We start from the raw sequence: 23,885 nt of genomic DNA on the forward strand, positions 1-23,885 counted from the left end.
ATTAAATGAATAAAGAACCTATGAGTATGCATGGATACAATAAGATTTGCGCGGAATTAAAGCAATTAAAAGAGGTGGAACGGCCTAATATTGTGAAAGAAATTGATATTGCTAGAGGGCATGGGGATTTGAAAGAAAACGCTGAATACCATGCCGCTAAAGAAAAACAACGCTTCATTGAAGCGAGGATCGTGGATTTAAGCGAAATTGTCGCTAACGCTCAAGTGATTGATCCAAGCGCTTTAGCCCATAATAAAGTGAGTTTTGGCAGCACGATTAAAATCCTTAATTTAGATAACGATAAAGAGTTTTCTTACACGATAGTAGGGAGCGTGGAGAGTGATCCGGCTAAAGGGTTGATCTCTTTTGGTTCGCCGATCGCTAAGAGCTTGATAGGCAAGAGCAAGGGCGATGCGGTGAGCATTCAATTGCCTAATGGTGAGAGCGATTTTGAAATTTTAGACATTTATTATAAAGAGATTTGTTTTGATGAAAATTAAAATCCAAAAAATCCACCCAAACGCCCTTATCCCTGAATACCAAACCGAGGGTTCTTCAGGCTTTGATTTGCACGCTGTAGAAGAAGTAACGATCAAACCTCATAGCGTGGGGTTGGTGAAAATAGGGATTTGTTTGTCTTTAGAAGTGGGGTATGAATTGCAAGTGCGCACCCGTAGCGGTTTGGCTTTGAACCATCAGGTGATGGTGTTGAATTCTCCTGGCACGGTGGATAATGATTATAGGGGCGAAATTAAGGTCATTTTAGCGAATTTGAGCGATAAAGATTTTAAAGTCCAAGTAGGGGATAGGATCGCTCAAGGGGTGGTTCAAAAAACTTATAAAGCCGAATTTATAGAATGCGAACAATTAGATGAAACTTCAAGGGGTAGCGGGGGGTTTGGTAGCACAGGAGTGAGCAAGGCATGAGTATTAAGGAAAATTTAGAGCAAGTTAAAAACGAATTCAAAAGCGATGAAAAGCTTTTAGAGGGGGCGTTTAGATTAGAAAAGTTTTTCAAACGCTACAAGTGGGTGTTGTTGTTTATCGTGGTGGCTTTTATCGCTTATTTAGGGGATACGAAATTGCAAGATTATAAGCATGAGCAAACGAGAGAGCGGATCACTCAAATTTATAATGAAGTGCTAGAGAGTCCTAATAATATAGCCTTGCAAAAAAGATTGAAAGAAGTCGCCCCAGAGTTGTATGATTTGTATCAGTTCGCCAGAGCGAGTGAGAGAAACGATGCAAACGAGTTTAAAAGGCTTTCGCAATCTTCTAATGAAGTCGTTAAAGCGTTCGCCAAATATTCTTACGCATCGCTCTCTAGAGATAAAAACCTGCTTGAAAAAAGCCCCATTCTTAAAGAAATGAGCGCTTTACAAGAAGTGAACTTGTTGTATGAAGAAAATTCTAAAGACGCAATCAAAAAAGCGCATCAAAGTTTATCCACTATCCCTCTAAGTTCTTCACTCTATGCTATAATCTCTGTTTTAAAACACTATGGAATGTTAGAAGATATTCAGCAAAACCCTTCCAAACCAACCAATCTAAAAAAAGAAACCATTCAAGGAACGCATTGATTTGATGAATAAACCATTTTTAATCTTACTCATAGCCCTAATTGTCTTTAGCGGCTGTAACATGAGGAAATATTTCAAACCCGCTAAACACCAGGTTAAAGGCGAAGCGTATTTCCCTAACCATTTGCAAGAAAGTATCGTCTCGTCTAATCGTTATGGAGCCATTTTGAAAAATGGAGCGGTTATAGGCGATAAAGGTTTAACGCAGCTAAGAATCGGTAAGAATTTCAATTACGAAAGCAGTTTTTTAAATGAGAGTCAAGGGTTTTTCATCCTTGCGCAAGATTGTTTGAACAAGATTGATAAAAAAACAAGCAAAAGCAAGGTGGCTAAGACTGAAGAAACGGAATTGAAATTAAAGGGCGTTGAAGCGGAAGTCCAAGATAAAGTCTGTCATCAAGTGGAATTGATTAGCAATAACCCTAACGCCAGCCAACAATCTATCGTTATCCCTTTGGAGACTTTTGCCTTGAGCGCGAGCGTTAAAGGGAATCTTTTAGCGGTGGTGTTAGCGGACAATTCAGCGAATTTATACGACATCACTTCTCAAAAATTGCTTTTTAGCGAGAAAGGTTCCCCAAGCACCACGATCAATTCTTTAATGGCGATGCCTATTTTTATGGATACGGTCGTGGTGTTCCCTATGCTAGATGGGCGCTTGTTGGTCGTGGATTATGTGCATGGAAACCCTACGCCTATTAGAAACATTGTTATCAGCAGCGATAAGTTTTTTAACAATATCACCTACCTTATTGTAGATGGCAATAACATGATCGCTTCTACAGGGAAAAGAATACTCTCAGTCGTGAGCGGTCAAGAGTTCAACTATGATGGGGATATTATAGACTTGCTTTATGATAAGGGGACTTTATACGTGCTGACTTTAGACGGGCAGATTTTGCAAATGGATAAGAGTTTGAGGGAATTAAACAGCGTGAAACTGCCCTTTGCTTCGCTCAATACGATTGTATTAAACCATAATAAATTGTATTCTTTAGAAAAACGAGGGTATGTGATAGAGGTGGATTTGAATGATTTTGATTCGTATAATGTCTATAAAACACCAACTATAGGCAGTTTTAAGTTTTTTTCATCCAATCGTTTGGATAAAGGGGTGTTTTATGATAAAAATCGGGTGTATTATGATCGCTACTATTTAGATTATAATGATTTTAAACCAAAACTTTACCCCGTTGTGGAAAAATCGGCATCTAAAAAATCTCAAAAAGGCGAAAAAGGGAACGCTCCTATTTATTTGCAAGAAAGGCATAAAGCTAAAGAAAAGCCTTTAGAAGAAAACAAAGTTAAGCCAAGAAATAGCGGGTTTGAAGAAGAAGAAGTTAAAACCAGAAGGCCTGAGCCTATTAAGGATCAAAATAACGCTATCCAAAAAGGCATGAAAGAAAATCAAGAAAATAGAAACGCTCCTGCTTCAAAAGAGAGTAACGAAAAAGACGCAGAAAACGCTCCTGTTTCAAAAGAGGATAACGCTATTAAAGAAGTGCCAAAACTCAGCCCTAAAGAAGAAAAACGCCGCTTGAAAGAAGAAAAGAAAAAAGCCAAAGCCGAACAAAGAGCGAGGGAATTTGAACAAAGAGCGAGGGAGCATCAAGAAAGAGATGAAAAAGAGCTTGAAGAAAGAAAAAAAGCTTTAGAAATGAATAAGAAGTGAGTCTATGCCAGCTAGGCAATCTTTTACAGATTTGAAAAACCTGGTTTTATGCGATATAGGCAACACGCGCATCCATTTCGCACAAAACTACCAGCTCTTTTCAAGCGCTAAAGAAGATTTAAAGCGTTTGGGTATTCAAAAGGAAATCTTTTACATTAGCGTGAATGAAGAAAATGAAAAAGCCCTTTTAAATTGTTACCCTAACGCTAAAAATATTGCAGGATTTTTTCATTTAGAAACCGACTATATAGGGCTTGGGATAGACCGGCAAATGGCATGTTTAGCGCTAAATAATGGCGTGGTGGTGGATGCGGGGAGCGCGATTACGATTGATTTAGTCAAAGAGGGCAAGCATTTAGGAGGGTGTATTTTACCCGGTTTAGCCCAATATATTCATGCGTATAAAAAAAGCGCTAAAATCTTAGAGCAACCTTTCAAAGCCTTAGATTCTTTAGAAGTTTTACCTAAAAACACCAGAGACGCTGTGAATTACGGCATGGTTTTGAGCGTCATTGCTTGTATCCAACATTTAGCCAAAAATCAAAAAATCTATCTTTGTGGGGGCGATGCGAAGTATTTGAGCGCGTTTTTACCCCATTCTGTTTGCAAGGAGCGTTTGGTTTTTGACGGGATGGAAATCGCTCTTAAAAAAGCAGGGATACTAGAATGCAAATGATGCAGAATTTGAGTTTTTTGGGCATGTTTTTAGCCGCTTTGAGCATGTCTTTAGGGCATTGTGTGGGCATGTGTGGGGGGATTGTGAGCGCGTTTAGTCAAATAAGATTTTCTAAAGTTACAAGCTTTTCTTACCAGCTCACTTGCCATGCCCTTTATAATGTGGGGAGGATCAGCACTTACATGCTCTTAGGGGCTATAACGGCAGGTTTAGGGCGTAGTCTTAGCGTGAACATGGGTTTTAGGGGCGTTTTATTGATGAGCATGGGAGTTGTTTTAATCCTTTTAGCGCTCTTGGGATCTAAAGCGGAAAAATTAAGCTTTCAAATCCCTTTCATCTCTTTTTTGATGAAAAAAACCTTGCAATCTCAAAACATTTTAGGGCTGTATTTTTTAGGTGTGTTGAACGGGTTTTTGCCTTGCATGATGGTGTATTCGTTTTTAGCGAGCGTGATTCTCAGTCATAGCGCGTTTATGGGAGCGATGCTAGGCCTTTCTTTTGGGCTTGGCACCAGCATGCCGTTGTTTTTAATGGGGATTTTTTTAAGCAAAATTTCCATTTCTTACAGGAAATTTTTCAATCTTTTGTCTAAAGGCTTAATGGGGGTTTTTGGGCTTTATGTCCTTTATATGGGGATCATGCTCATTAGCCACAAAATGTCTCATGCGATGCATCATCAAAACAGCACCACTCAGCATGATCATAAAGGAGTGCATTCGCATGAACACTAACAAAGCCCTTTTTTTGGACAGAGACGGCATTATCAATATTGACAAAGGCTATGTGAGTCAAAAAGAAGATTTTGAGTTTCAAAAAGGGATTTTTGAATTGCTAAAGCATGCGAAATTTTTGGGCTACAAACTGCTTTTAATCACCAACCAATCCGGGATCAACCGGGGCTATTACACCCTTAAAGATTTTGAAAATCTCACTGAATATCTCCAAGAAAGCTTGCTTGAAGAATTAGGTTTTAATCTGGATGGCGTCTATTTTTGCAGGCACGCCCCAGAAGAAAATTGCGCTTGCAGGAAGCCAAAACCCTTTTTGATTTTACAAGCCGCTAAAGAGCATCAAATTTGCTTGGAGCGATCTTTTATGATAGGCGATAAGGAGAGCGACATGTTAGCCGGCTTGAACGCTAAAGTTAAAAATAACCTTTTATTGACTACAAATTTTTTAAAAACTCCTCATTCTTGGATACAATGTCAAGATCTTAAAGAGATGATTGATTGGATTAAATAAGGATAAATCATGCGTTATATTGATGATGGATTAGAAAATCAAACGATTTTAATCACCGGTGGGGCTGGCTTTGTAGGCAGTAATTTAGCCTTTTATTTTCAAGAGAACCACCCTAAAGCTAAAGTGGTAATTTTGGATAAGTTTCGCAATAACACGCTTTTCAGTAATAAGCACCCCAGTTCCTTAGGGCATTTTAAGAATTTAATCGGTTTTAAGGGCGAAGTGATTGTAGCTGATATTAATAATCCCTTAGATTTAAGGCATTTAGAAAAATTGCATTTTGATTATTTGTTCCACCAAGCGGCTGTTTCTGATACGACCATGCTCAATCAAGAATTAGTGATGAAAACCAATTATCAGGCTTTTTTAAACCTTTTAGAAATCGCTCAATCAAAAAAGGCTAAAGTGATTTATGCTTCTTCAGCGGGCGTTTATGGCAATACCAAAGCCCCCAATGTGGTGGGCTCAAACGAAAGCCCTGAAAATGTTTATGGCTTTTCTAAGCTTTGCATGGACGAATTTATTCTTTCGCATTCAAGCGATAACATTCAAGTGGGCTTAAGGTATTTCAATGTCTATGGGCCTAGGGAATTTTATAAAGAAAAAACCGCTTCTATGGTTTTGCAGATCGCTTTAAGCGCGATGGCGTTTAAGGAAGTCAAGCTTTTTGAATTTGGCGAGCAATTAAGGGATTTTGTCTATATTGAAGATGTGATCCAAGCGAATGTGAAAGCGATGAAGGCTCAAAAAAGCGGGGTTTATAATGTGGGTTATTCGCAAGCCAGAAGTTATAATGAAATCGTTAGCATTTTAAAAGAGCATTTAGGGGATTTTAAAGTGAGCTATATTAAAAACCCTTACGCTTTTTTCCAAAAGCACACCCAAGCGCACATTGAACCTACTATTTTGGATTTGGATTACACCCCTTTATACGATTTAGAAAGCGGTATTAAAGATTATTTGCCCCATATCCATGCGATTTTCAAAGAGCAACACGCATGAAAAAAATCCTAGTCATAGGCGATCTGATCGCTGATTATTATTTGTGGGGGAAGAGCGAACGGCTTTCGCCTGAAGCCCCTGTGCCTGTTTTAGAAGTCAAAAAAGAGAGCAAGAATTTAGGCGGAGCGGCCAATGTGGCTAATAACCTTACCTCTTTAAAAGCTAAAGTCTTTTTATGTGGGGCAGTGGGCGATGATTTAGAGGGCAAGCATTTTTTGAACGCTCTCAAAGCTAGGAATATTGACACTTCAGGCGTCTTAATAGATAAAACCCGTTGCACCACGCTTAAAACACGCATTATCGCGCAAAACCAGCAAATCGCGCGCGTGGATAAGGAAATCAAAGACCCCTTAAACGCTGATTTAAGAAAAAAACTTTTAGATTTTTTCACAGAAAAAATCCAAGAAATAGATGGCGTTATCCTTTCAGATTACAATAAGGGCGTGTTGGATTTTGAACTCACTCAAACAATGATCGCTCTAGCCAACAAGCACCACAAGCTCATTTTATGCGATCCTAAAGGGAAGGATTATAGCAAATATTCTCATGCGAGTTTGATCACGCCTAATCGCGCTGAATTAGAGCATGCGCTCCATTTGAAATTAGACAGCCATGCGAATTTATCAAAAGCGCTCCAAATCTTAAAAGAAACTTATCAAATCGCCATGCCTTTAGTCACTTTGAGCGAACAGGGCATCGCTTTTTTAGAAAAAGGCGAGCTGGTCAATTGCCCCACTATCGCTAAAGAAGTTTATGATGTAACGGGAGCAGGCGATACGGTGATAGCGTCTTTAACGCTTTCTTTATTAGAATCAAAGAGCCTAAAAGATGCTTGCGAGTTTGCCAATGCGGCTGCGGCGGTGGTGGTGGGTAAAATGGGGAGCGCGTTAGCGAGTTTAGAAGAAATCGCTTTGATTTTGAACCAAACGCACCCTAAAATTCTCCCTTTAGAAAAGCTGTTAGAAACTTTAGATCAGCAAAAAATCGTTTTCACCAATGGCTGTTTTGACCTCCTCCATAAAGGGCATGCGAGTTATTTGCAAAAGGCTAAAGCTTTAGGGGATATTCTTGTTGTGGGGTTAAATAGCGATAATTCCATTAAAAGGCTTAAGGGGGATAAACGCCCCATAGTGAGCGAAAAAGACAGAGCGTTCCTTTTAGCGAGTTTGTCTTGCGTGGATTATGTTGTGGTGTTTGAAGAAGACACACCAATAAAATTGATTCAAGCCCTAAAGCCTGATATTTTAGTCAAGGGAGCGGACTACCTCAATAAAGAAGTCATAGGGAGCGAGTTGGCTAAAGAAACCCGTTTGATAGAATTTGAAGAAGGTTATTCCACAAGCGCTATCATAGAAAAAATTAAAAGGACACATAATGATTGATGATTTGATTCAAAAAGAATTTTTAGCCCATAAGGAAGCGTTAGAAAAAAGTTTAGAGAGTTTGCAAGAAGCGTTAAAGCAAAGCGTTCATCTTTTGATAGAAACTTTAGAAAATCAAGGGAAAATCCTTATTTGCGGTAACGGGGGGAGCGCTAGCGATGCGCAGCATTTTGCCGCTGAATTGACCGGGCGCTATAAATTGGAAAGGAAAGGCTTGAGTGCCTTAAGTTTAAGCACGGATACCTCAGCTCTTACCGCCATTGCGAACGATTATGGTTATGAAGAAGTGTTTGCCAGACAAGTAGAAGCACTAGGGGTAAAAAACGATGTTTTGATAGGGATTTCTACAAGCGGTAATTCCAAAAATGTCCTAAAAGCTTATGAAAAAGCCAAAGATTTAGGGATGAAAACGCTTAGTTTAGCGGGGCGTGATGGGGGGAAAATGAAGCCTTTAAGCGATATGGCTTTGATTGTCCCTAGCGATGATACCCCACGAATCCAAGAAATGCACATTCTTATGATCCACATCTTATGCGATTGCATTGAAAGGCATTTCGCTCATAAAAATTAGCCCTAATTTTGGATTTCTTTAGGGATTTGATAGTTTTCTATCGTTTGGATGAGTTTTTGCTTGAAAGAGTCAATGTTATTGGGATTGAGTAGATATCTCTTGCTCGCTATGGCTTGCAAGACTTCTTTGGAACCTATGGGGTCATAGTGTCCTATATCCTTATAGCGTTTTATCTCTTTAGCTAATGGCATGGTGCGTAGGTCATGGATTTCTACATTAGGGTATTTTAAAAGCGCTTTTAAGGCGTTGTGGATGGCGTTTAAATTGCGTGTTAAAATGGTATGGTTATAAACCTTATATTTTAAAAGCGAGTCCGTTCTTGTCCATAAAATAAAATGTTTATCGCTGTGTTTTTGAATAAAATCCCCTAGCTGTTTGGTGATTTTATAAGCATTTTCTTCATCTATGGCTAATTGATTAGGATTTTTTAACGCTGATAAATAGGATCTTTTCACATTATCCAGCGTATAGTCATAGGGGTTATTATGACCAAACATGAAATTATAATCATAACGATTTAAAACACTGTTGCAAAAATCATATAATTGGAACCAAGAATTGAATTTGCAAAAAGATTTTTCTTTAATTTTGAGGTAATCTTTAGAAAAGTAGAACAACGCGTTTTTAAAGACTCTAAAGTTGTATAAATACACAAAACCTCCAGTAAAATAGGGGTATTCAAAAAAGTATTTGGATTCCTTATTCAAAATAAATTCAAAAAAAGCCAAATCCATGGCAACGGTATTGACTGGTTGGTGCTTGAAAGCAAAAGGAAGCAATGATAATATTTCTCCAATATTCATACCAGAGACGGTGAGTTTGATAGGATCTTTCAACCCCAGCAAGTCATGGATGTCTTTTAAGCTAAAATTCAAACTGATGCTTGTTCCTATTAACAAGCTGTTATAAGGGTAATGCTTGATCACCCCCTCAAAAGACAATAAAGTTCCCCCAACTCTTTCATGCCAATCAATGGGGTATTTTGCTTTCCTGAAATACTCAAAAGGATCGATTAGGTAATTAAACAATCCAACACCTACAAGAAGAGAGAGGCAAAAAGAAACAATGATTAAAGTCTGTTTTTTATAAAATTCCATAGCAGTGTCCTAAAAATTAAAATACAAAAATACCGATTGAGAACTGGCAAAAATAAATAAAAAACCTACAGAGAGCAACAAACAAGCGCTTGTTGTTTTAATCCAATCCATTTGATTGGATTGGTATAAATGGGAACTATTCTTTAAACAAAAAGAGATGATTACCATCAAAACACACATTTTGAATGTGGGGGATGCATACATCATGGTGTGCATGATCATGTTATCATTGACACGATTTAAAAACTCTGATGCCTCTTTTGAAAGATGGCAAAGCGAAACGCCATTCAAACCAACCATCCCCTTTAAAACCTTCAAGGCGCTATTCAAATCCTTCGCTCTAAAAAACACCCATGCAAGATTGATGAAATTAAAAGTGATTAGCCATGCTAAAATCTTTGGCATAGTGAAATGGAATTTTCTAGCGGCATGAGAATACGCTCTATGAACGCTCAAAGCAATCCCATGCAATAGCCCCCAAATGATAAAAGTCCAACCAGCCCCATGCCAAAACCCCCCAATTAAAAACACTAAAATTAAATTCCTATACACGATTAATTCTTTCACCCTATTACCCCCTAAAGGGATATACAAATACTCTTTTAAGAAGCGGCTCAAAGTGATATGCCACCTCCTCCAAAAATCTTGGATATTCAAAGCCTTATAGGGGCTATTAAAATTAATAGGGAGTTTGATATTAAAAAAGAGGGCAATGCCTATAGCCATATCGCAATAACCGCTAAAATCAAAATACAGCTGGAACGAATAAGATAAAGACGCCATCCATGCTTGAATAAAACTTAAGCTGGCCGCCTTATCAAATCCAAAATCAGCAAAATGAGCGGTATTATCCGCAATCACGACCTTTTTAAACAAACCGATAGAAAAGATAAACAAGCCTAAAGCGATATTTCTGTAATTCAAAAATTGATTATTTTTATCTTTAAATTGAGGCATCATCTCGCTATGATGCACAATGGGTCCTGCAATGAGTTGAGGGAAGAAACTCACAAATAAAGCGTAATCTAAAAAATGCGAAAATGAAAAAAATGAAGGAGGGGGATTTAATAAAATAGGAGCGTTTTCACTCTCTCTCTCTCTCTCGTTTTGGGCTGCATGATTTGATTTTGCTTATAAGTGTCCATCAGGTAAGCGATTTGTTGCAAAGTGAAAAAGCTGATCGCTAAAGGCAAGATTAAATGCAAGGTTTCAAAATGGCTCTTCCATATTAGATTGAAATTGGTTAAGAAAAAATCAGTATATTTGAAAAATCCTAAAAGTGAAACATTAGCGATCAGGCCCAAAATAAGCCATAATCTTTTATAGGCATTTTGCTGGGTGATTTTCAAAGCCACAAAATAATTAAACACAATAGAGCCAACCAATAAGGGCAAATACTTCACATTCCAAAAAGCATAAAAAAACAAACTAGCCAATACGAGCCATAGTTTAGGGAATAGGGGATTTTTAACATAAGCTTGCAAGATAAAATACCCTAAAAAGACAACAGGCAAAAAAGCAAAGATGAATAACGGCGTGTTGAATAACAAACAAAAACCCTTAAGATTGAGATGATGGAAGCTAACATTATATAAAAAAAAAAAAATGATCCCACAAGATGCGATAAAAATAAAGAAAGGATCAAAAAACAACAAAAACCCAAGTCAAAGCAAATTGCTTTTCATTGATTTTTTTTAGATTGTGTCCCCATTGAAAATTGAATTTTTCACAATCACGTAATCCACTTTTCGGATCGCTTCAAGGTCTCTCCCGCCTGCATAGGAGATTGAAGATTGCAAATCTTGATGCATTTCAATCAGCGTGTCTTTTAATGAGCCTTTATGTTGGATCCAAATTTTCTTACCTTCAACATTTTTCTTTTCACCTTTTTGGAACTCTGATGCCGAACCGAAATATTCTTTATATGCGATACCATTTTCTATTTTTGTTTCTCCAGATGATTCTTCATGCCCTGCAAAAAGCGAGCCAATCATTACCATTGTCGCGCCAAAGCGTATTGATTTTGCAATATCGCCATGCGTGCGAATACCACCATCTGCAATAATCGGTTTTCTTGCTGCTTTAGCGCACCATCTAAGAGCTGCCAGTTGCCAACCACCTGTGCCAAAGCCTGTTTTGATTTTGGTGATACACGCTTTCCCAGGTCCAATGCCAACTTTTGTAGCGTCAGCACCGGCATTCTCTAATTCACGGACTGCTTCTGGTGTGCCAACATTCCCGGCAATCACAAAAGTTTCTGGAAAATGCGTTTTGATGCGTTGGATCATTTCAATGACAGAATTTGAATGGCCATGCGCAATATCAATCGTGATATAATCTGACGCTAATTTTTGTTTGGCCAACTCTTCTATAAAAAGATATTCTTCCTTTTTCACCCCAACGCTGATCGAACTGATCCACTGGCGTTCTTTCATCTTTTTGACAAACGGGATTCTTGTCGATCCATTAAAGCGGTGCATGATGTAGAAATAGCCATTTTCTGCTAGGAATTCTGCGATCGGTTCGTTGATGATTGTTTGCATGTTGGCTGGGACTATAGGCATTTTAAACGCGTGTTTGCCTAGAATAACGGTCGTATCGCACTCTGAACGGCTATTCACGATGCATTTATTAGGAATGAGTTGGACATCTTCGTAATCAAATACTTTCAATGACATGATCCTTTTTTGCTTTAAAACATTATTTTTACCTTAAATTGAATAAAAAATCAAGAGAAAATGATATAGGCTCGATCAAATTTTGGGCGTCAAAGGCCTTATGAATAACCATAATAAGCAAGGGTTACAATATTGCAAAGAAAACGCTACAATAAGCTTTCTCTAATCACAAAAAATAAGGAAATCATAAGATGCTACAAACCATCAACTTAACGCAACGCTATGCGACTAAAAAATTGTTTGAAAACGTGAATATCAAGCTGGATAAAAACAAGCGCTACGGGCTGATTGGGGCTAATGGGGCAGGGAAGTCCACTTTTTTAAAGATTTTAAGCAAGAGCATTGATTGCAGCAGTGGGGAAGTCATCATTACAAGCGGGATGAGAATGGGGGTTTTAGGGCAGGATCAATACGCTTTTGAAGATTTGAGCCTTAAAGATGCGGTTTTGATAGGCAATAAGCGTTTGTATGACGCTATCAAAGAAAAAGAGCGCTTATACACCGAAGGCGATTTGAGCGATGATAAAGTGAATGCGAGACTAGGGGAGCTAGAAACCATTTGTGTAGAAGAAGATCCCATGTATGAATGCGAAGTGGCGATTGAAAAAATCCTAGAAGATTTAGGCATTCCTAGCTCTAAACACAATGATTTGATGAAAACCTTGCCAAGTAGCGATAAATTTAAAATCCTTCTCGCTCAAGTCTTGTTCCCTAAACCGGATATTTTGCTTTTAGATGAGCCGACCAACAACCTGGATTTAAACGCCATTGAGTGGCTAGAAAACAACCTCAAACGCCATGAAGGCACGATGGTAGTCATCAGCCATGACAGGCATTTTTTAAATGCGGTATGCACGCATATTTTGGATTTGGATTTCCACAGCGTGCGCGAATTTAGCGGGAATTATGACGATTGGTATATCGCTTCTACTTTGATGATTAAACAGCAAGAGGCCGAACGCAATAAAAAACTCAAAGAAAAAGAAGAGCTAGAAAAATTCATCGCGCGTTTCAGCGCTAACGCTTCTAAAGCCAAGCAAGCCACCAGCCGCCAAAAACAACTGGATAAATTAGACATTCAAAGCTTAGCGGTATCTAGCAGGAGGGATCCTAGCATTATTTTTAAACCCAAACGCACCATTGGGAATGAAGCTTTAGAGTGCGAAAACATCTCTAAAAGTTATGATGGGCAAATGGTTTTAAATCAAGTGAGCTTGAAAGTGATGCCTAAAGACAAGATCGCCCTCATAGGGCCAAACGGCGTGGGTAAATCCACGCTTTGTAAGATTTTAGTAGAAGAGTTAAAGCCGGATACGGGCGTGGTGAAATGGGGAGCGACCGTTTCAAAAGGCTATTTCCCTCAAAATGTGAGCGAAGAAATCAGCGGGGAAGAGACCTTGTATCAATGGCTTTTTAATTTCAATAAAAAGATTGAAAGCGCAGAGGTTAGGAACGCTTTAGGGAGGATGCTTTTTAATGGCGAAGAGCAAGAAAAATGCGTGAACGCTTTAAGTGGGGGCGAAAAACACCGAATGGTTTTATCCAAGCTCATGCTAGAGGGGGGGAATTTCTTAGTCTTAGATGAGCCAACCAACCACCTAGATTTAGAATCCATTATCGCGCTAGGCGAAGCGCTCTTTAAATTTGATGGGGCGCTGATTTGCATAAGCCATGACAGAGAGCTCATTGATGCGTATGCTAATAGAATCATTGAATTAGTCCCAAGCCCTAAAGGCGCTTCAATCATTGATTTTAAAGGCAGTTATGAAGAGTATTTAGCGAGCAAAAAATGAAACCACAAGATATTAAAATCATTCAAAGCGTTTTAGAGATTATCAAAGAGCCTATTAAGGTTACTGAAATTTATCATAAAGCCCAAGAGCTTTTTGAAAAAGGCGAGATTGAAAACATGTTTGATTATGGGGGCAACACTCCCGATCAGAGTGTTAGCTCTTTTATTTATACAGCCTTAAACAAGGGCGAAGAGCTGCCTTTTTTTAAGGTGCAAGAAAATCCAGCTTTAATCGCTTTAAAAAGTGCAGCCAAAGAGCCGGTTTTAAGCGCTGAAAAAATAAGCGCTCCAAACGCTAAAATCGCGCATAATAAAATCGCGCATGAAAGGGATTTGCACCCCTTTTTAACCTACATGGCTTTTCATAATGAAAATTTGAAATGCTACACGAAAACCATTTTTCATGAAGAGAGTTCAAAATCAATAAAAGGCATGGACAGGTGGCTTTATCCGGACATGGTGGGGGTTAGGTTTTTACACGCTGAATTGTCTAATGAAAATTTAATCGCTTTTTCTAAGAAATTTGACACTTTGCCCGTTAAATTGGTGAGCTTTGAATTGAAAAAAGAAATCAGCGTGCATAATTGCAGGGAGTGTTATTTTCAAGCGATTTCTAATAGCTCGTGGGCTAATGAAGGGTATTTAGTGGGCCATCATATTGATACGCATAATCCCAAACTCATGGATTTATTGAAGCGTTTGCATGCGAGTTTTGGGATTGGCGTGATTGATTTGAGAACTAATGAGGACAAAAGCGCTATTTTATTGAACGCTAAATACAAAGAAAAAATTGATTACACCGTGGCTTTAGAGCTTAGCGAAAAAAATGAAGAATTCAGCGGTTTTTTAAAGAGCGTTGTGGATTATGACCCAAAAAACCAAAACCGCTATAAAGATGAATTTGATGAGATCAAAAAGAAAGAGGAGTTATACCCTAACTCATAACTTTCTTTTAAAAAACGCTTTAAGCGATTTTGTAAGGGCGTTTCAAAAACCCCAAATAAAGCGCTAAAGAACAGCACGACCAAGCAGTCCCTAATAAAAACCCTCCTAAAACATCGCTAGGGTAATGCACCCCTAAATAAACCCTATCATACGCCATTAAAAAAATCCAAAAAAGCAAAATAATAGCACCAATAGTTTTAATGCGATTGTTGGCGTTAGAATAGCATAACAACAACGCCAAGGAGCCGTAAAAAAGCGCTGAAGCTAAAGCATGCCCGCTGGGGAAACTAAAGCCATGCGCAAAAACCAATTCGCCATTGGTTACAGGCCGTGGGCGCGCCACTAAAAGCTTAAGGGATTTTAAGGTGAATTCACCTAATAAGATGCTAAAGAAAAACCACACCCCCAAAGCGATGCGTTTTTGAAACCCAAACCACAAGCCAATGAGTAAGGCTATAGGAGTGGTGAGCTTGCTTTGCGCAAACCAAGTGCTAAAAAACACGAAAGAAAGCCATGCACTTTTTTGAATGGGGGCAGGATTGCGGATCAAGTCTATAAAAAATAAATCCAATTGTTGCACCCACTCTTTTTGAAAAGCCACCCCGCTTATTACGACGCCAAACAAAATAAAAAAGACGATCCCAATAATCCCAAGCGTTTTAGCCGCTTTTTTCTCTCTTACGCTGATTGTTCTGTCAAATACCATTCAAACCCCTTTTAAAAAATGACTTTTAGAAATGGGATTATAGCTTATTTATCCCACAAACGCATGGAAAGCGCAAGGAATAAAAAAATAATATTCTTTGCTATAATGAAACCTTTAAAGGCTGACAACGCCAAACAAAACCGCCAATCAAAAAAACACAAAAAAGGGCTTATACCATCATGGAAAACAAAAACACTCAAGCGAATGGGAAAAACAACGAGCATGCATCTTCTTCATTAGAGCGTAACGAATTGCACAACACCATTTGGAAAGTGGCGAACGAATTGAGAGGCTCAGTGGATGGCTGGGATTTCAAGCAATACGTTTTAGGCGTTCTTTTTTACCGCTACATTTCAGAAAACATGGCTAATCACCACAATGAATACGAGCGAAAGCTTGATCCGAATTTTGATTACGCTTCATTAAGCGATGAAGAGGCTCAAATCGTAAGAAAATCAACCATTGAAGAAAAAGGCTTTTTCATCCCGCCAAGTGCTTTATTTTGTAACGTTTTAAAAAACGCGCCTAGTAACGAAGATCTCAATGTAACCTTACAAAACATTTTTAACGAAATAGAAAAATCCAGCCTTGGCACTCCATCAGAAGAAAACGTCAAAGGCTTGTTTGCGGATTTAGACGTCAATAGCAACAAGTTAGGGAGCTCTCATCAAAATAGGGTGGAAAAATTGACTAAAATCCTTCAAGCCATAGGGGGCATGCAATTAGGCGACTACCAACAAAGCGGGATCGATGTTTTTGGCGACGCTTATGAATATTTAATGGCGATGTATGCGAGCAATGCCGGCAAAAGCGGAGGGGAATATTTCACCCCCCAAGAAGTGAGCGAACTGCTCGCTAAAATCGCCCTGCACGGCCAAGAGAGCGTCAATAAAGTTTATGACCCATGCTGTGGGAGCGGGAGCTTACTCTTACAATTTTCTAAAGTGCTAGGCGATAAAAACGTCTCAAAAGGGTATTTTGGGCAAGAAATCAATTTGACCACTTACAACCTTTGCCGCATCAACATGTTTTTGCATGACATCAATTACACTAAATTCCACATCGCGCTAGGGGACACGCTTTTAGATCCAAAACATGAAGACGATGAGCCTTTTGATGCGATCGTTTCCAACCCTCCCTATTCCACTAAATGGGTGGGCGATAACAGCCCCATTTTAATGAATGATGAGCGCTTTAGCCCGGCCGGTGCGCTAGCGCCCAAAAACGCCGCCGATCTCGCTTTCACCATGCACATGCTTTCTTATTTATCCAATAGCGGCACGGCTGCGATCGTGGAATTTCCCGGGGTGCTTTATAGAGGGAACGCTGAAGCAAAAATCAGAGAATATTTAGTCAAAGAGAATGTCATTGACTGCGTGATCGCTTTGCCTGATAACCTCTTTTTTGGAACGAGTATCGCTACTTGCATTTTAGTGCTTAAGAAAAACAAAAAAGACGACACCACGCTTTTTATTGATGCGAGTAAGGAATTTGTCAAAGAAGGCAAGAAAAACAAGCTCAAAGAGTATAACCGAGAAAGGATTTTGCAAACCTATATTGAAAGGAAAGCCATCAAGCATTTTTCGGCTCTAGCTAATATAGAGAAAATCCAAGAAAACGATTACAATCTCTCCGTCAACCGCTATGTGGAGCAAGAAGACACCAAAGAAGCCATTGACATTAAAGCGCTCAATAGTGAGATTTCTCAAATCGTAGAAAAACAAAGCGCTTTAAGGAACCGCCTTGAATTAATCATCAAAGAGTTAGAAGCTTAAGGGGGGCAAAATGCATAAAATAGAGCACTTACTCCAAACTCTAGCGCCTAATGGGGTGGAGTTTAAAACGCTTGAAGAGGTTTTTGAAATTAAAAATGGTTACACCCCATCAAAAAACAATCCTGAATTTTGGAAAAATGGGACTATCCCTTGGTTTAGAATGGAAGACCTTAGAGAAAATGGGAGGATTTTAAAAGACTCTATCCAACACATTACCCCAAAGGCTTTAAAGGGTAAGAAATTATTCCCTAAAAATTCTATTATCATTTCTACAACGGCAACGATAGGAGAGCACGCCCTTTTAATCGTTGATTCGTTAGCGAATCAACGATTCACTTTTTTAAGCAAAAAAGCGAATTGTGATCTTGCTTTAGACATGAAATTCTTTTTTTACCAATGCTTTCTTTTAGGGGAATGGTGCAAAAATAATATTAATGTTTCAGGTTTTGCTTCTGTGGATATGACCGCTTTTAAAAAACATAAGTTCCCCATCCCGCCCCTAGAGATCCAACAAGAGATCGTTAAGATTTTGGACGCTTTCACAGAATTAAACACAGAATTAAACACAGAATTAAACGCGCGAAAAAAGCAATACCAGTATTACCAAAACATGCTTTTAGACTTTAACGATATTAACCAAAGCCATAAAGACGCTAAAGAAAGATTAGCGCAAAAACCCTACCCTAAACGCTTGAAAACCTTACTCCACACTCTAGCGCCTAAGGGGGTGGAGTTTAGGAAGTTGGGGGAGGTGTGTGAAATTTTAGATAATCGGCGTATCCCAATTGCGAAAAATAAAAGAAATCCGGGAATTTATCCTTATTATGGAGCAAATGGAATTCAAGATTATATTGATAGTTATATTTTTGATGGGGATTTTGTGCTAGTTGGTGAAGATGGGAGCGTTATCAATAAGGATAATACTCCTGTTGTGAATTGGGCAAGCGGAAAAATATGGGTGAATAATCATGCTCATGTGCTTCAAACAAAAAATGAATTAAAATTAAAGTTTTTATATTTTTATTTACAAACGATAGATGTTAGCTATTGTGTTGCTGGAACTCCGCCAAAAATAAACCAAGAAAATTTAAAAAAAATAACCATCCCCATCCCACCCCTAGAGATCCAACAAGAGATCGTTAAGATTTTGGATCAATTTTCACTTTTAACCACCGATTTATTAGCCGGTATCCCCGCTGAAATAAAAGCCCGAAAAAAACAATACGAATATTACCGAGAAAAATTACTGACCTTCAAACCCCTAACCCCAAATAAAGAAGTTGACAAGGAATAACATGAATTATGAGACGATCGCAGAAAGCAATGAAAGCACGGTAGTAGCGGAATTTCATAGCGATAGTGAGAGGAAAAGCGCTTATGGGAGCGAAGCAGAGCTAGAAAGGGCGTTTATCGCGCTTTTAGAAAAACAAGGCTATGAATTTAAAAAAATCCACAATGAAAAGGAATTAAAAGACAATTTAAAAGAGCAGTTAGAAAAGCTTAATGATCATTGTTTCACGCCTAAAGAATGGGACACTCTTTATTCTCAATTCATCGCTAATAAAAACGAAGATTATAAGGCTAAAACGAAAAAAATCCAAGAAGATCCGATTTTTAATTTAACCCTAGAGAATGGCCAAACCAAAAACGTTAAAATCATTGATAAGAAAAATATCCATAGAAACGCCTTGCAAGTGATCCACCAATACAGCAATGAAGGGGGGAAGTATCAAAACCGCTATGACGTGAGCATCCTTGTGAATGGCTTGCCTTTAGTGCATGTGGAATTGAAAAAAAGAGGCGTGGCGATCAGGGAGGCGTTTAATCAAATCAAGCGCTATAAAAGGGATAGTTTTAGCGCTGAAGACGGGCTTTTTGAATTCGTGCAGATTTTTGTCATCAGTAACGGCACGAGCTCTAAATACTATTCAAACACCACCAGAATAGCCCAACTGGAAAAAAACCATAAAGCCGATACTTTTGAATTCACGAATTATTGGGCGGACAGCAAGAATCATAATATTGAGGATTTAATGGATTTTGCCAAGTCGTTTTTTGCAAAGCGCAGCCTTTTGAATATTTTAACGCGCTATTGCGTTTTCACGAGCGAAGAGGTTTTATTGGTGATGCGGCCTTATCAAATCGTGGCGGCCGAAAGGATTTTAGAACAAATCAAAACCGCGCAAAATAGTAAAACGAAAAGCCAGAGCGGAGGCTATATCTGGCACACGACAGGGAGCGGTAAAACCTTAACGAGCTTTAAAAGCGCAACGTTGGCTAAAGAATTAGAACATGTTTCAAAGGTTTTGTTTGTGGTGGATAGGAAGGATTTGGACTATCAAACCATGAAAGAATACGATAAATTCCAAAAAGATTGCGCTAATTCCAACACAAGCACCAAGATTTTAAAACAACAGCTTGAAAACCCTAGCGCTAAAATCATTATCACCACGATCCAAAAATTAGACAAATTCGTTAAAGCCCACTCTAAAGGGCATGCGATTTTTAATGAAGAAGTGGTGGTAATTTTTGATGAATGCCACAGGAGTCAGTTAGGTTCCATGCATCAAACTATCACTAAAGCGTTTAAAAAATACCACCTTTTTGGCTTCACCGGCACGCCCATTTTTGCAAAGAATTGCGATAAAAACAACCCGTTAGGCACGACAGAGCAGAAGTTTGGGAAATGCCTCCACCAATACACCATTATTGATGCGATCAGGGATAAAAATGTTTTGCCCTTTAGGGTGGAATACCACAACACCATTAAAGCTAAAGAGGACATTAAAGATAATAAGGTTAGAGCGGTTGATGAAAAAAACGCCCTTTTAGATAGTAGGAGGATCAAAAAAATTACTAAATGCATTGTAGAGCGTTTCAATCAAGCCACTAAAAATAAAAAATTCAATTCCATTCTGGCTTGTTCTAGTATAGAAGCGTTGAAAAAATACTACCAAGCCTTTAAAGAAGAAAAACACGACCTTAAAATCGCTGCCATTTTCAGTTATAGCGCTAATGAAGAAATTGAAGCGTTAGAAGATGAAAACAATGAAAGCGCTAGTGGGCTAGACGAAAGCTTAAGGGATTTTTTAGAGAGTGCGATTGCGGATTATAACGGGATGTTTAAAACTTCTTTTGACACTTCGGATCAAAAATTCCAAAGCTATTATAAGGATCTTTCTCAAAAAATGAAGGATCGTGAAATCGATCTTTTAATGGTGGCAAACATGTTCCTTACCGGGTTTGACGCTACAAGGCTCAACACCCTTTGGGTGGATAAAAATTTGAAATACCATGGGCTAATTCAGGCTTTTTCACGCACCAACCGCATTTTAGACAGCGTTAAAACGCATGGGAATATCGTGTGTTTTAGGGATTTAGAGCAGGATTTGAATGACGCTCTCATGCTTTTTGGCAATAAGGACGCTCAATCTATTGCGCTATTAAGGAAATACGAAGATTATTTGAAAGGCTATGCGGATAATCATAAAGAATACGAGGGCTATGAGGGTTTGATTGGAAGGCTTTTAAGCGAATTTCCCTTAAAAGAGCCCATCATTTCAGAAAGCCAGAAAAAGGATTTCATTAAGCTTTTTGGCAAGATTTTGAAATTGGAAAATATTTTAAACAGCTTTGAAAATTTCAACAAAGACGATTACATCAATCCCAGGGATTTTCAAGACTATCAAAGCAAATACCTTGATTTTTACGATGCAATGAGGTCAGAAAAAGGGAGGGATAAAGAAGAGATTAATGATGATTTGATTTTTGAAATTGAACTCATCAAGCAAGTGGAAGTCAATATTGACTATATTTTGAATTTGATTGAAGAGTTTGCTAAAGAGGATGTTCTAGAAATTCAAGGCGTTAAAACCAAAATAGAGCCGATCCTTAACTCCAGCATAGAGTTAAGGAATAAAAAAGATTTGATCATGGATTTCATTGACAAATACAACAAAGACCAAGAAGTCCATGCGTATTTTCAAGATTATATCCACCAAAAAAGAGAAGAGGAATTCCAAAATATCATAGAAGAAAACCGCTTGAATGAAGAAAAAGCCTATTCGTTCATGCAGCATGCCTTTAGTGGGGGTGAAATCAATTTCAGCGGGACAAAATTCCCTGAAATCATTGAAGAAAAACCCTCCAGGTTTGACAAAAATTCGCGCTATCAAGAGGTGAAAGAAAAAGTCGCTGCAAGCCTTTCTCGTTTTTTCCACCGCTTTTGTGATCTCACTAGCGCTATATTTAAGAAAAATGGGGTTAAGAAAAATGGGGTTAAGAAAAATGGGGTTAAGAAAAATGGGGTTAAGAAAAATGGGGTTAATGAAAAATAGTTCATGAACGCTTTTGTATTAAAGCTCAAAGACAGCGCCGTTTAATGGATTTTTTGTAAAATAAAAGAAATTTTAAGGAGGCTTGTGGTGTTAAAGGAATTACGCCAAAAACGCCCTTTAGTGCATAATATCACTAATTATGTGGCGGCGCAATTTGTGGCTAATGGTTTGTTAGCCTTAGGGGCATCGCCTTTGATGAGCGATGCGATTGCTGAAATGCCCGATTTAGCAAAAATTTCTGACGCGCTCGCTATCAATATTGGCACCCTTAATGATCGCACCATTTTATGTGCTAAAGAGGCTATCAAACGTTACAAGGCTCTGAATAAACCCATCGTGTTAGATCCTGTGGGGTGTTCAGCGAGCGCTTTGCGCTATGACACAAGTTTAGAGCTTTTAGAAAGCGAAGGGGTTAGCGCGCTTAGGGGCAATGCTGCCGAATTAGGCTCTTTAGTGGGTATTTCTTGCGAAAGTAAGGGGTTAGACTCTCATGATGCCAACACGCCTGTAGAAATAATCAAACGAGCGGCTCAAAAATATTCTGTGATAGCCGTAATGACGGGTAAAACAGATTACGTGAGCGATGGGAAAAAAGTTTTGAGTATTACTGGGGGGAGCGAATATTTAGCGCTTATTACTGGGGCTGGGTGTTTGCATAGTGCAGCATGTGCGAGCTTTTTAGGTTTGAAAAAAGACCCCCTAGATTCTATGGCGCAACTTTGTGCTTTCTATAAACAAGCCGCTTTTAATGCGCAAAAAAAAGTGTTGGAAAATAACGGCTCCAATGGTTCGTTCTTGTTTTATTTTTTAGACGCTCTAAGCTTGCCCATAAAGTTAGAAAATAGCCTTATTAAGGAAGTATTGTGAAAGTTTATCCGCAAGTTTTAAGTATTGCTGGCAGCGATAGCGGTGGGGGCGCTGGGATACAGGCCGATTTGAAAGCGTTTCAAACTTTGGGCGTGTTTGGGACAAGCGTGATCACTTGCATCACCGCGCAAAACACACAGGGCGTGCATGGGGTTTATCCGTTGAGCGTTGAGAGCGTGGAAGCGCAAATCTTAGCCATTAGAGATGATTTTTCTATCAAGGCGTTCAAAATGGGGGCGTTATGCAATAATCAAATCATTGAATGCGTGGCAGACGCTTTAGAAACTTGTGATTTTGGGTTGTGCGTTTTAGATCCGGTCATGGTGGCAAAGAATGGGGCCTTGCTTTTAGAAGAAGAGGCGATTTTAAGCTTAAAAAAACGCCTTTTACCTAAAACCAATTTACTAACCCCTAACCTCCCTGAAGTTTATGCGCTCACAGGCGTTCAAGTGCGAGACGATAAAAGCGCTTCAAAAGCGATGGGTATTTTAAGGGATTTAGGCGTTAAAAACGCTGTGATTAAAGGGGGGCATACAGAGCGTTTTCAAGGGGAATTTAGCAACGACTGGGTGTTTTTAGAAGATATTGAATTTATCCTAAACGCCAAGCGCTTTAACACGAAAAACACGCATGGCACGGGTTGTGTTCTGTCTAGCTTGATTGTGGGCTTACTCGCTCAAGGGTTGGATTTAAAAAACGCTATCACAAAGGCTAAAGAGCTTTTAACTATCATCATTCAAAACCCCTTAAACATTGGGCATGGGCATGGGCCTTTGAATTTGTGGAGCGTTAAAAAGCTTGTTTGATGCGAATTGTTTGAAACTCATGTTTGTGGCTGGTTCGCAAGACTTCTACCACATAAAGGGCGGCAAAAACGATAGGATAAACGCGCTTTTAGACACTTTAGAATTAGCTTTACAATCTCAAATCACAGCGTTTCAATTCCGCCAAAAAGGCGATTTAGCCTTACAAGATCCTACTCAAATCAAACGATTAGCCCTAGAGTGTCAAAAATTATGCCAAAAATACGGCGCGCCTTTTATTATTAATGATGAGGTGCGACTCGCGCTAGAATTAAAGGCTGATGGCGTGCATGTGGGGCAAGAAGACATGGCTATAGAAGAGGTAATAACTTTATGCAAAAAGCGCCTTTTTATCGGTTTGAGCGTCAACACTTTAGAGCAAGCCCTAAAAGCGCGCCATTTAGATCATATAGCCTATTTAGGGGTAGGCCCTATTTTCCCCACACCATCTAAAAAAGACGCTAAACAAGTTGTAGGCGTAGAGCTTTTAAAAAAAATACGAGACAGCGGGGTAAAAAAACCTCTCATAGCGATTGGGGGCATCACGATGCATAACGCTTCAAAATTGCGCGAATATGGGGGTATCGCAGTCATTAGCGCAATCACGCAAGCCAAAGATAAAGCCTTAGCGGTTGGAAAACTTTTAAACAATGCGTGAGGGATTTTAAAATTTTGCATGGATTAAAGTAAAAAAAGGTATCGCTTTTTTATTGGATTTAAAAGCGCTGAAATCCATCATAAAGGCGTTTTAAAACGCTAA

General features: G+C 38.9%; 22 protein-coding genes and 1 pseudogene. 19 read left to right on the forward strand and 4 right to left on the reverse strand.

Translation table 11 applies throughout. The annotated features are described in order from the left end of the window. The first annotated feature begins 5 nt into the window (after positions 1 to 5). From greA to gmhA, 10 genes are read left to right on the forward strand one after another with little or no spacing between them, the layout of a single operon-like run. A complete protein-coding gene (gene greA, locus D2C78_04910; GenBank protein ID QEF35281.1) occupies positions 6 to 500 on the forward strand; it encodes a transcription elongation factor GreA in 495 nt (164 codons plus the stop codon). After that, complete coding sequence (locus D2C78_04915) at positions 490 to 927, forward strand: dUTP diphosphatase (GenBank protein QEF35282.1); 438 nt, start codon at positions 490 to 492, stop codon at positions 925 to 927. Before greA ends, D2C78_04915 begins: the two co-directional genes overlap by 11 nt. After that, positions 924 to 1,580 (forward strand): hypothetical protein, encoded by a 657-nt coding sequence (locus D2C78_04920; protein QEF35283.1) that lies wholly within the window; start codon positions 924 to 926, stop codon positions 1,578 to 1,580. Before D2C78_04915 ends, D2C78_04920 begins: the two co-directional genes overlap by 4 nt. A gap of 4 nt (positions 1,581 to 1,584) precedes the next feature. Next, entirely contained in the window at positions 1,585 to 3,252 is a 1,668-nt protein-coding gene (locus D2C78_04925) for a plasmid stabilization protein (protein QEF35284.1), read from the forward strand. Between the two features lie 4 nt (positions 3,253 to 3,256). Further along, entirely contained in the window at positions 3,257 to 3,928 is a 672-nt protein-coding gene (locus D2C78_04930) for a type III pantothenate kinase (GenBank protein QEF35285.1), read from the forward strand. Continuing rightward, positions 3,919 to 4,659 carry a sulfite exporter TauE/SafE family protein gene (locus D2C78_04935; protein ID QEF35286.1) on the forward strand — a complete coding sequence of 247 codons (741 nt, stop codon included), beginning with the start codon at positions 3,919 to 3,921 and terminating at the stop codon, positions 4,657 to 4,659. Before D2C78_04930 ends, D2C78_04935 begins: the two co-directional genes overlap by 10 nt. Then, positions 4,649 to 5,170, forward strand: a complete 522-nt coding sequence (gmhB, locus tag D2C78_04940) for a D-glycero-beta-D-manno-heptose 1,7-bisphosphate 7-phosphatase (GenBank protein ID QEF35287.1) — start codon at positions 4,649 to 4,651, stop codon at positions 5,168 to 5,170. The genes D2C78_04935 and gmhB overlap by 11 nt, the downstream gene beginning before the upstream one ends. A gap of 9 nt (positions 5,171 to 5,179) precedes the next feature. Beyond that, complete coding sequence (gene rfaD / locus D2C78_04945; GenBank protein QEF35288.1) at positions 5,180 to 6,172, forward strand: ADP-glyceromanno-heptose 6-epimerase; 993 nt, start codon at positions 5,180 to 5,182, stop codon at positions 6,170 to 6,172. Continuing rightward, complete coding sequence (rfaE1, locus tag D2C78_04950) at positions 6,169 to 7,554, forward strand: D-glycero-beta-D-manno-heptose-7-phosphate kinase (GenBank protein ID QEF35289.1); 1,386 nt, start codon at positions 6,169 to 6,171, stop codon at positions 7,552 to 7,554. Before rfaD ends, rfaE1 begins: the two co-directional genes overlap by 4 nt. Continuing rightward, on the forward strand, positions 7,547 to 8,125 hold the full coding sequence (gene gmhA / locus D2C78_04955; GenBank protein ID QEF35290.1) for a D-sedoheptulose 7-phosphate isomerase: 579 nt from the start codon (positions 7,547 to 7,549) through the stop codon (positions 8,123 to 8,125). The genes rfaE1 and gmhA overlap by 8 nt, the downstream gene beginning before the upstream one ends. 2 nt (positions 8,126 to 8,127) lie before the next feature. On the opposite strand, the gene D2C78_04960 is transcribed toward gmhA, so the two are convergent. From D2C78_04960 to D2C78_04970, 3 genes and pseudogenes are all read right to left on the reverse strand, one after another. After that, positions 8,128 to 9,222: a hypothetical protein gene (locus tag D2C78_04960; GenBank protein QEF35291.1), complete on the reverse strand. Its 1,095-nt coding sequence runs from the start codon at positions 9,220 to 9,222 to the stop codon at positions 8,128 to 8,130. A gap of 9 nt (positions 9,223 to 9,231) precedes the next feature. Further along, positions 9,232 to 10,772: pseudogene (locus tag D2C78_04965) on the reverse strand (MBOAT family protein). Between the two features lie 144 nt (positions 10,773 to 10,916). After that, positions 10,917 to 11,900, reverse strand: a complete 984-nt coding sequence (locus tag D2C78_04970) for a GMP reductase (GenBank protein QEF35292.1) — start codon at positions 11,898 to 11,900, stop codon at positions 10,917 to 10,919. A 191-nt stretch (positions 11,901 to 12,091) separates the two neighbouring features. On the opposite strand from D2C78_04970, the gene D2C78_04975 reads away from it, so the two are divergent. Together D2C78_04975 and D2C78_04980 are read left to right on the forward strand one after the other, a co-directional pair. Continuing rightward, a complete protein-coding gene (locus D2C78_04975; protein QEF35293.1) occupies positions 12,092 to 13,693 on the forward strand; it encodes an ATP-binding cassette domain-containing protein in 1,602 nt (533 codons plus the stop codon). Beyond that, positions 13,690 to 14,637 carry an HrgA protein gene (locus D2C78_04980; GenBank protein ID QEF35294.1) on the forward strand — a complete coding sequence of 316 codons (948 nt, stop codon included), beginning with the start codon at positions 13,690 to 13,692 and terminating at the stop codon, positions 14,635 to 14,637. Before D2C78_04975 ends, D2C78_04980 begins: the two co-directional genes overlap by 4 nt. 19 nt (positions 14,638 to 14,656) lie before the next feature. Here the strand turns inward: D2C78_04980 and D2C78_04985 are convergent, their stop codons facing one another. Next, positions 14,657 to 15,343 carry a PAP2 family protein gene (locus tag D2C78_04985; protein ID QEF35295.1) on the reverse strand — a complete coding sequence of 229 codons (687 nt, stop codon included), beginning with the start codon at positions 15,341 to 15,343 and terminating at the stop codon, positions 14,657 to 14,659. Positions 15,344 to 15,361: 18 nt separating this feature from the next. Here D2C78_04985 and D2C78_04990 point away from each other — a divergent pair, with 18 nt between their 5' ends. From D2C78_04990 to D2C78_05020, 7 genes are all read left to right on the forward strand, one after another. After that, positions 15,362 to 15,583 carry a type I restriction endonuclease subunit M gene (locus D2C78_04990; protein ID QEF35296.1) on the forward strand — a complete coding sequence of 74 codons (222 nt, stop codon included), beginning with the start codon at positions 15,362 to 15,364 and terminating at the stop codon, positions 15,581 to 15,583. Next, positions 15,523 to 17,118 (forward strand): type I restriction-modification system subunit M, encoded by a 1,596-nt coding sequence (locus D2C78_04995; protein ID QEF35297.1) that lies wholly within the window; start codon positions 15,523 to 15,525, stop codon positions 17,116 to 17,118. The genes D2C78_04990 and D2C78_04995 overlap by 61 nt, the downstream gene beginning before the upstream one ends. 10 nt (positions 17,119 to 17,128) lie before the next feature. After that, positions 17,129 to 18,412, forward strand: a complete 1,284-nt coding sequence (locus tag D2C78_05000) for a restriction endonuclease subunit S (protein ID QEF35298.1) — start codon at positions 17,129 to 17,131, stop codon at positions 18,410 to 18,412. 115 nt (positions 18,413 to 18,527) lie between these two features. Further along, positions 18,528 to 21,455, forward strand: coding sequence for a type I restriction endonuclease subunit R (locus D2C78_05005; protein ID QEF35820.1), 2,928 nt, complete (start codon positions 18,528 to 18,530; stop codon positions 21,453 to 21,455). 48 nt (positions 21,456 to 21,503) lie between these two features. Further along, on the forward strand, positions 21,504 to 22,322 hold the full coding sequence (gene thiM / locus D2C78_05010) for a hydroxyethylthiazole kinase (GenBank protein QEF35299.1): 819 nt from the start codon (positions 21,504 to 21,506) through the stop codon (positions 22,320 to 22,322). Further along, the gene (gene thiD / locus D2C78_05015; GenBank protein ID QEF35300.1) at positions 22,316 to 23,128 is read left to right on the forward strand and encodes a bifunctional hydroxymethylpyrimidine kinase/phosphomethylpyrimidine kinase; all 813 of its coding nucleotides are present in this window, start codon (positions 22,316 to 22,318) and stop codon (positions 23,126 to 23,128) included. The genes thiM and thiD overlap by 7 nt, the downstream gene beginning before the upstream one ends. Then, the gene (locus tag D2C78_05020; GenBank protein QEF35301.1) at positions 23,121 to 23,783 is read left to right on the forward strand and encodes a thiamine phosphate synthase; all 663 of its coding nucleotides are present in this window, start codon (positions 23,121 to 23,123) and stop codon (positions 23,781 to 23,783) included. The genes thiD and D2C78_05020 overlap by 8 nt, the downstream gene beginning before the upstream one ends. Positions 23,784 to 23,885: the final 102 nt, after the last annotated feature.

The sequence above is a fragment of the Helicobacter pylori genome (assembly GCA_008032935.1).
GTDB classification, from domain to species: Bacteria; Campylobacterota; Campylobacteria; order Campylobacterales; family Helicobacteraceae; genus Helicobacter; species Helicobacter pylori_CX.

Bases quoted from the DNA above. Each gene is read 5' to 3' on its own strand.
- D2C78_04995 (QEF35297.1), top strand. From the start codon at position 15,523: ATGGAAAACAAAAACACTCAAGCGAATGGGAAAAACAACGAGCATGCA.
- D2C78_04990 (QEF35296.1), top strand. From the start codon at position 15,362: ATGACTTTTAGAAATGGGATTATAGCTTATTTATCCCACAAACGCATG.
- greA (QEF35281.1), top strand. From the start codon at position 6: ATGAATAAAGAACCTATGAGTATGCATGGATACAATAAGATTTGCGCG.
- D2C78_04935 (QEF35286.1), top strand. From the start codon at position 3,919: ATGCAAATGATGCAGAATTTGAGTTTTTTGGGCATGTTTTTAGCCGCT.
- D2C78_04930 (QEF35285.1), top strand. From the start codon at position 3,257: ATGCCAGCTAGGCAATCTTTTACAGATTTGAAAAACCTGGTTTTATGC.
- rfaE1 (QEF35289.1), top strand. From the start codon at position 6,169: ATGAAAAAAATCCTAGTCATAGGCGATCTGATCGCTGATTATTATTTG.
- rfaD (QEF35288.1), top strand. From the start codon at position 5,180: ATGCGTTATATTGATGATGGATTAGAAAATCAAACGATTTTAATCACC.
- D2C78_04985 (QEF35295.1), bottom strand. From the start codon at position 15,343: ATGGTATTTGACAGAACAATCAGCGTAAGAGAGAAAAAAGCGGCTAAA.
- D2C78_04980 (QEF35294.1), top strand. From the start codon at position 13,690: ATGAAACCACAAGATATTAAAATCATTCAAAGCGTTTTAGAGATTATC.
- D2C78_04920 (QEF35283.1), top strand. From the start codon at position 924: ATGAGTATTAAGGAAAATTTAGAGCAAGTTAAAAACGAATTCAAAAGC.
- D2C78_04975 (QEF35293.1), top strand. From the start codon at position 12,092: ATGCTACAAACCATCAACTTAACGCAACGCTATGCGACTAAAAAATTG.
- gmhB (QEF35287.1), top strand. From the start codon at position 4,649: ATGAACACTAACAAAGCCCTTTTTTTGGACAGAGACGGCATTATCAAT.
- D2C78_04970 (QEF35292.1), bottom strand. From the start codon at position 11,900: ATGTCATTGAAAGTATTTGATTACGAAGATGTCCAACTCATTCCTAAT.
- D2C78_04925 (QEF35284.1), top strand. From the start codon at position 1,585: ATGAATAAACCATTTTTAATCTTACTCATAGCCCTAATTGTCTTTAGC.
- D2C78_04960 (QEF35291.1), bottom strand. From the start codon at position 9,222: ATGGAATTTTATAAAAAACAGACTTTAATCATTGTTTCTTTTTGCCTC.
- D2C78_04915 (QEF35282.1), top strand. From the start codon at position 490: ATGAAAATTAAAATCCAAAAAATCCACCCAAACGCCCTTATCCCTGAA.
- D2C78_05000 (QEF35298.1), top strand. From the start codon at position 17,129: ATGCATAAAATAGAGCACTTACTCCAAACTCTAGCGCCTAATGGGGTG.
- gmhA (QEF35290.1), top strand. From the start codon at position 7,547: ATGATTGATGATTTGATTCAAAAAGAATTTTTAGCCCATAAGGAAGCG.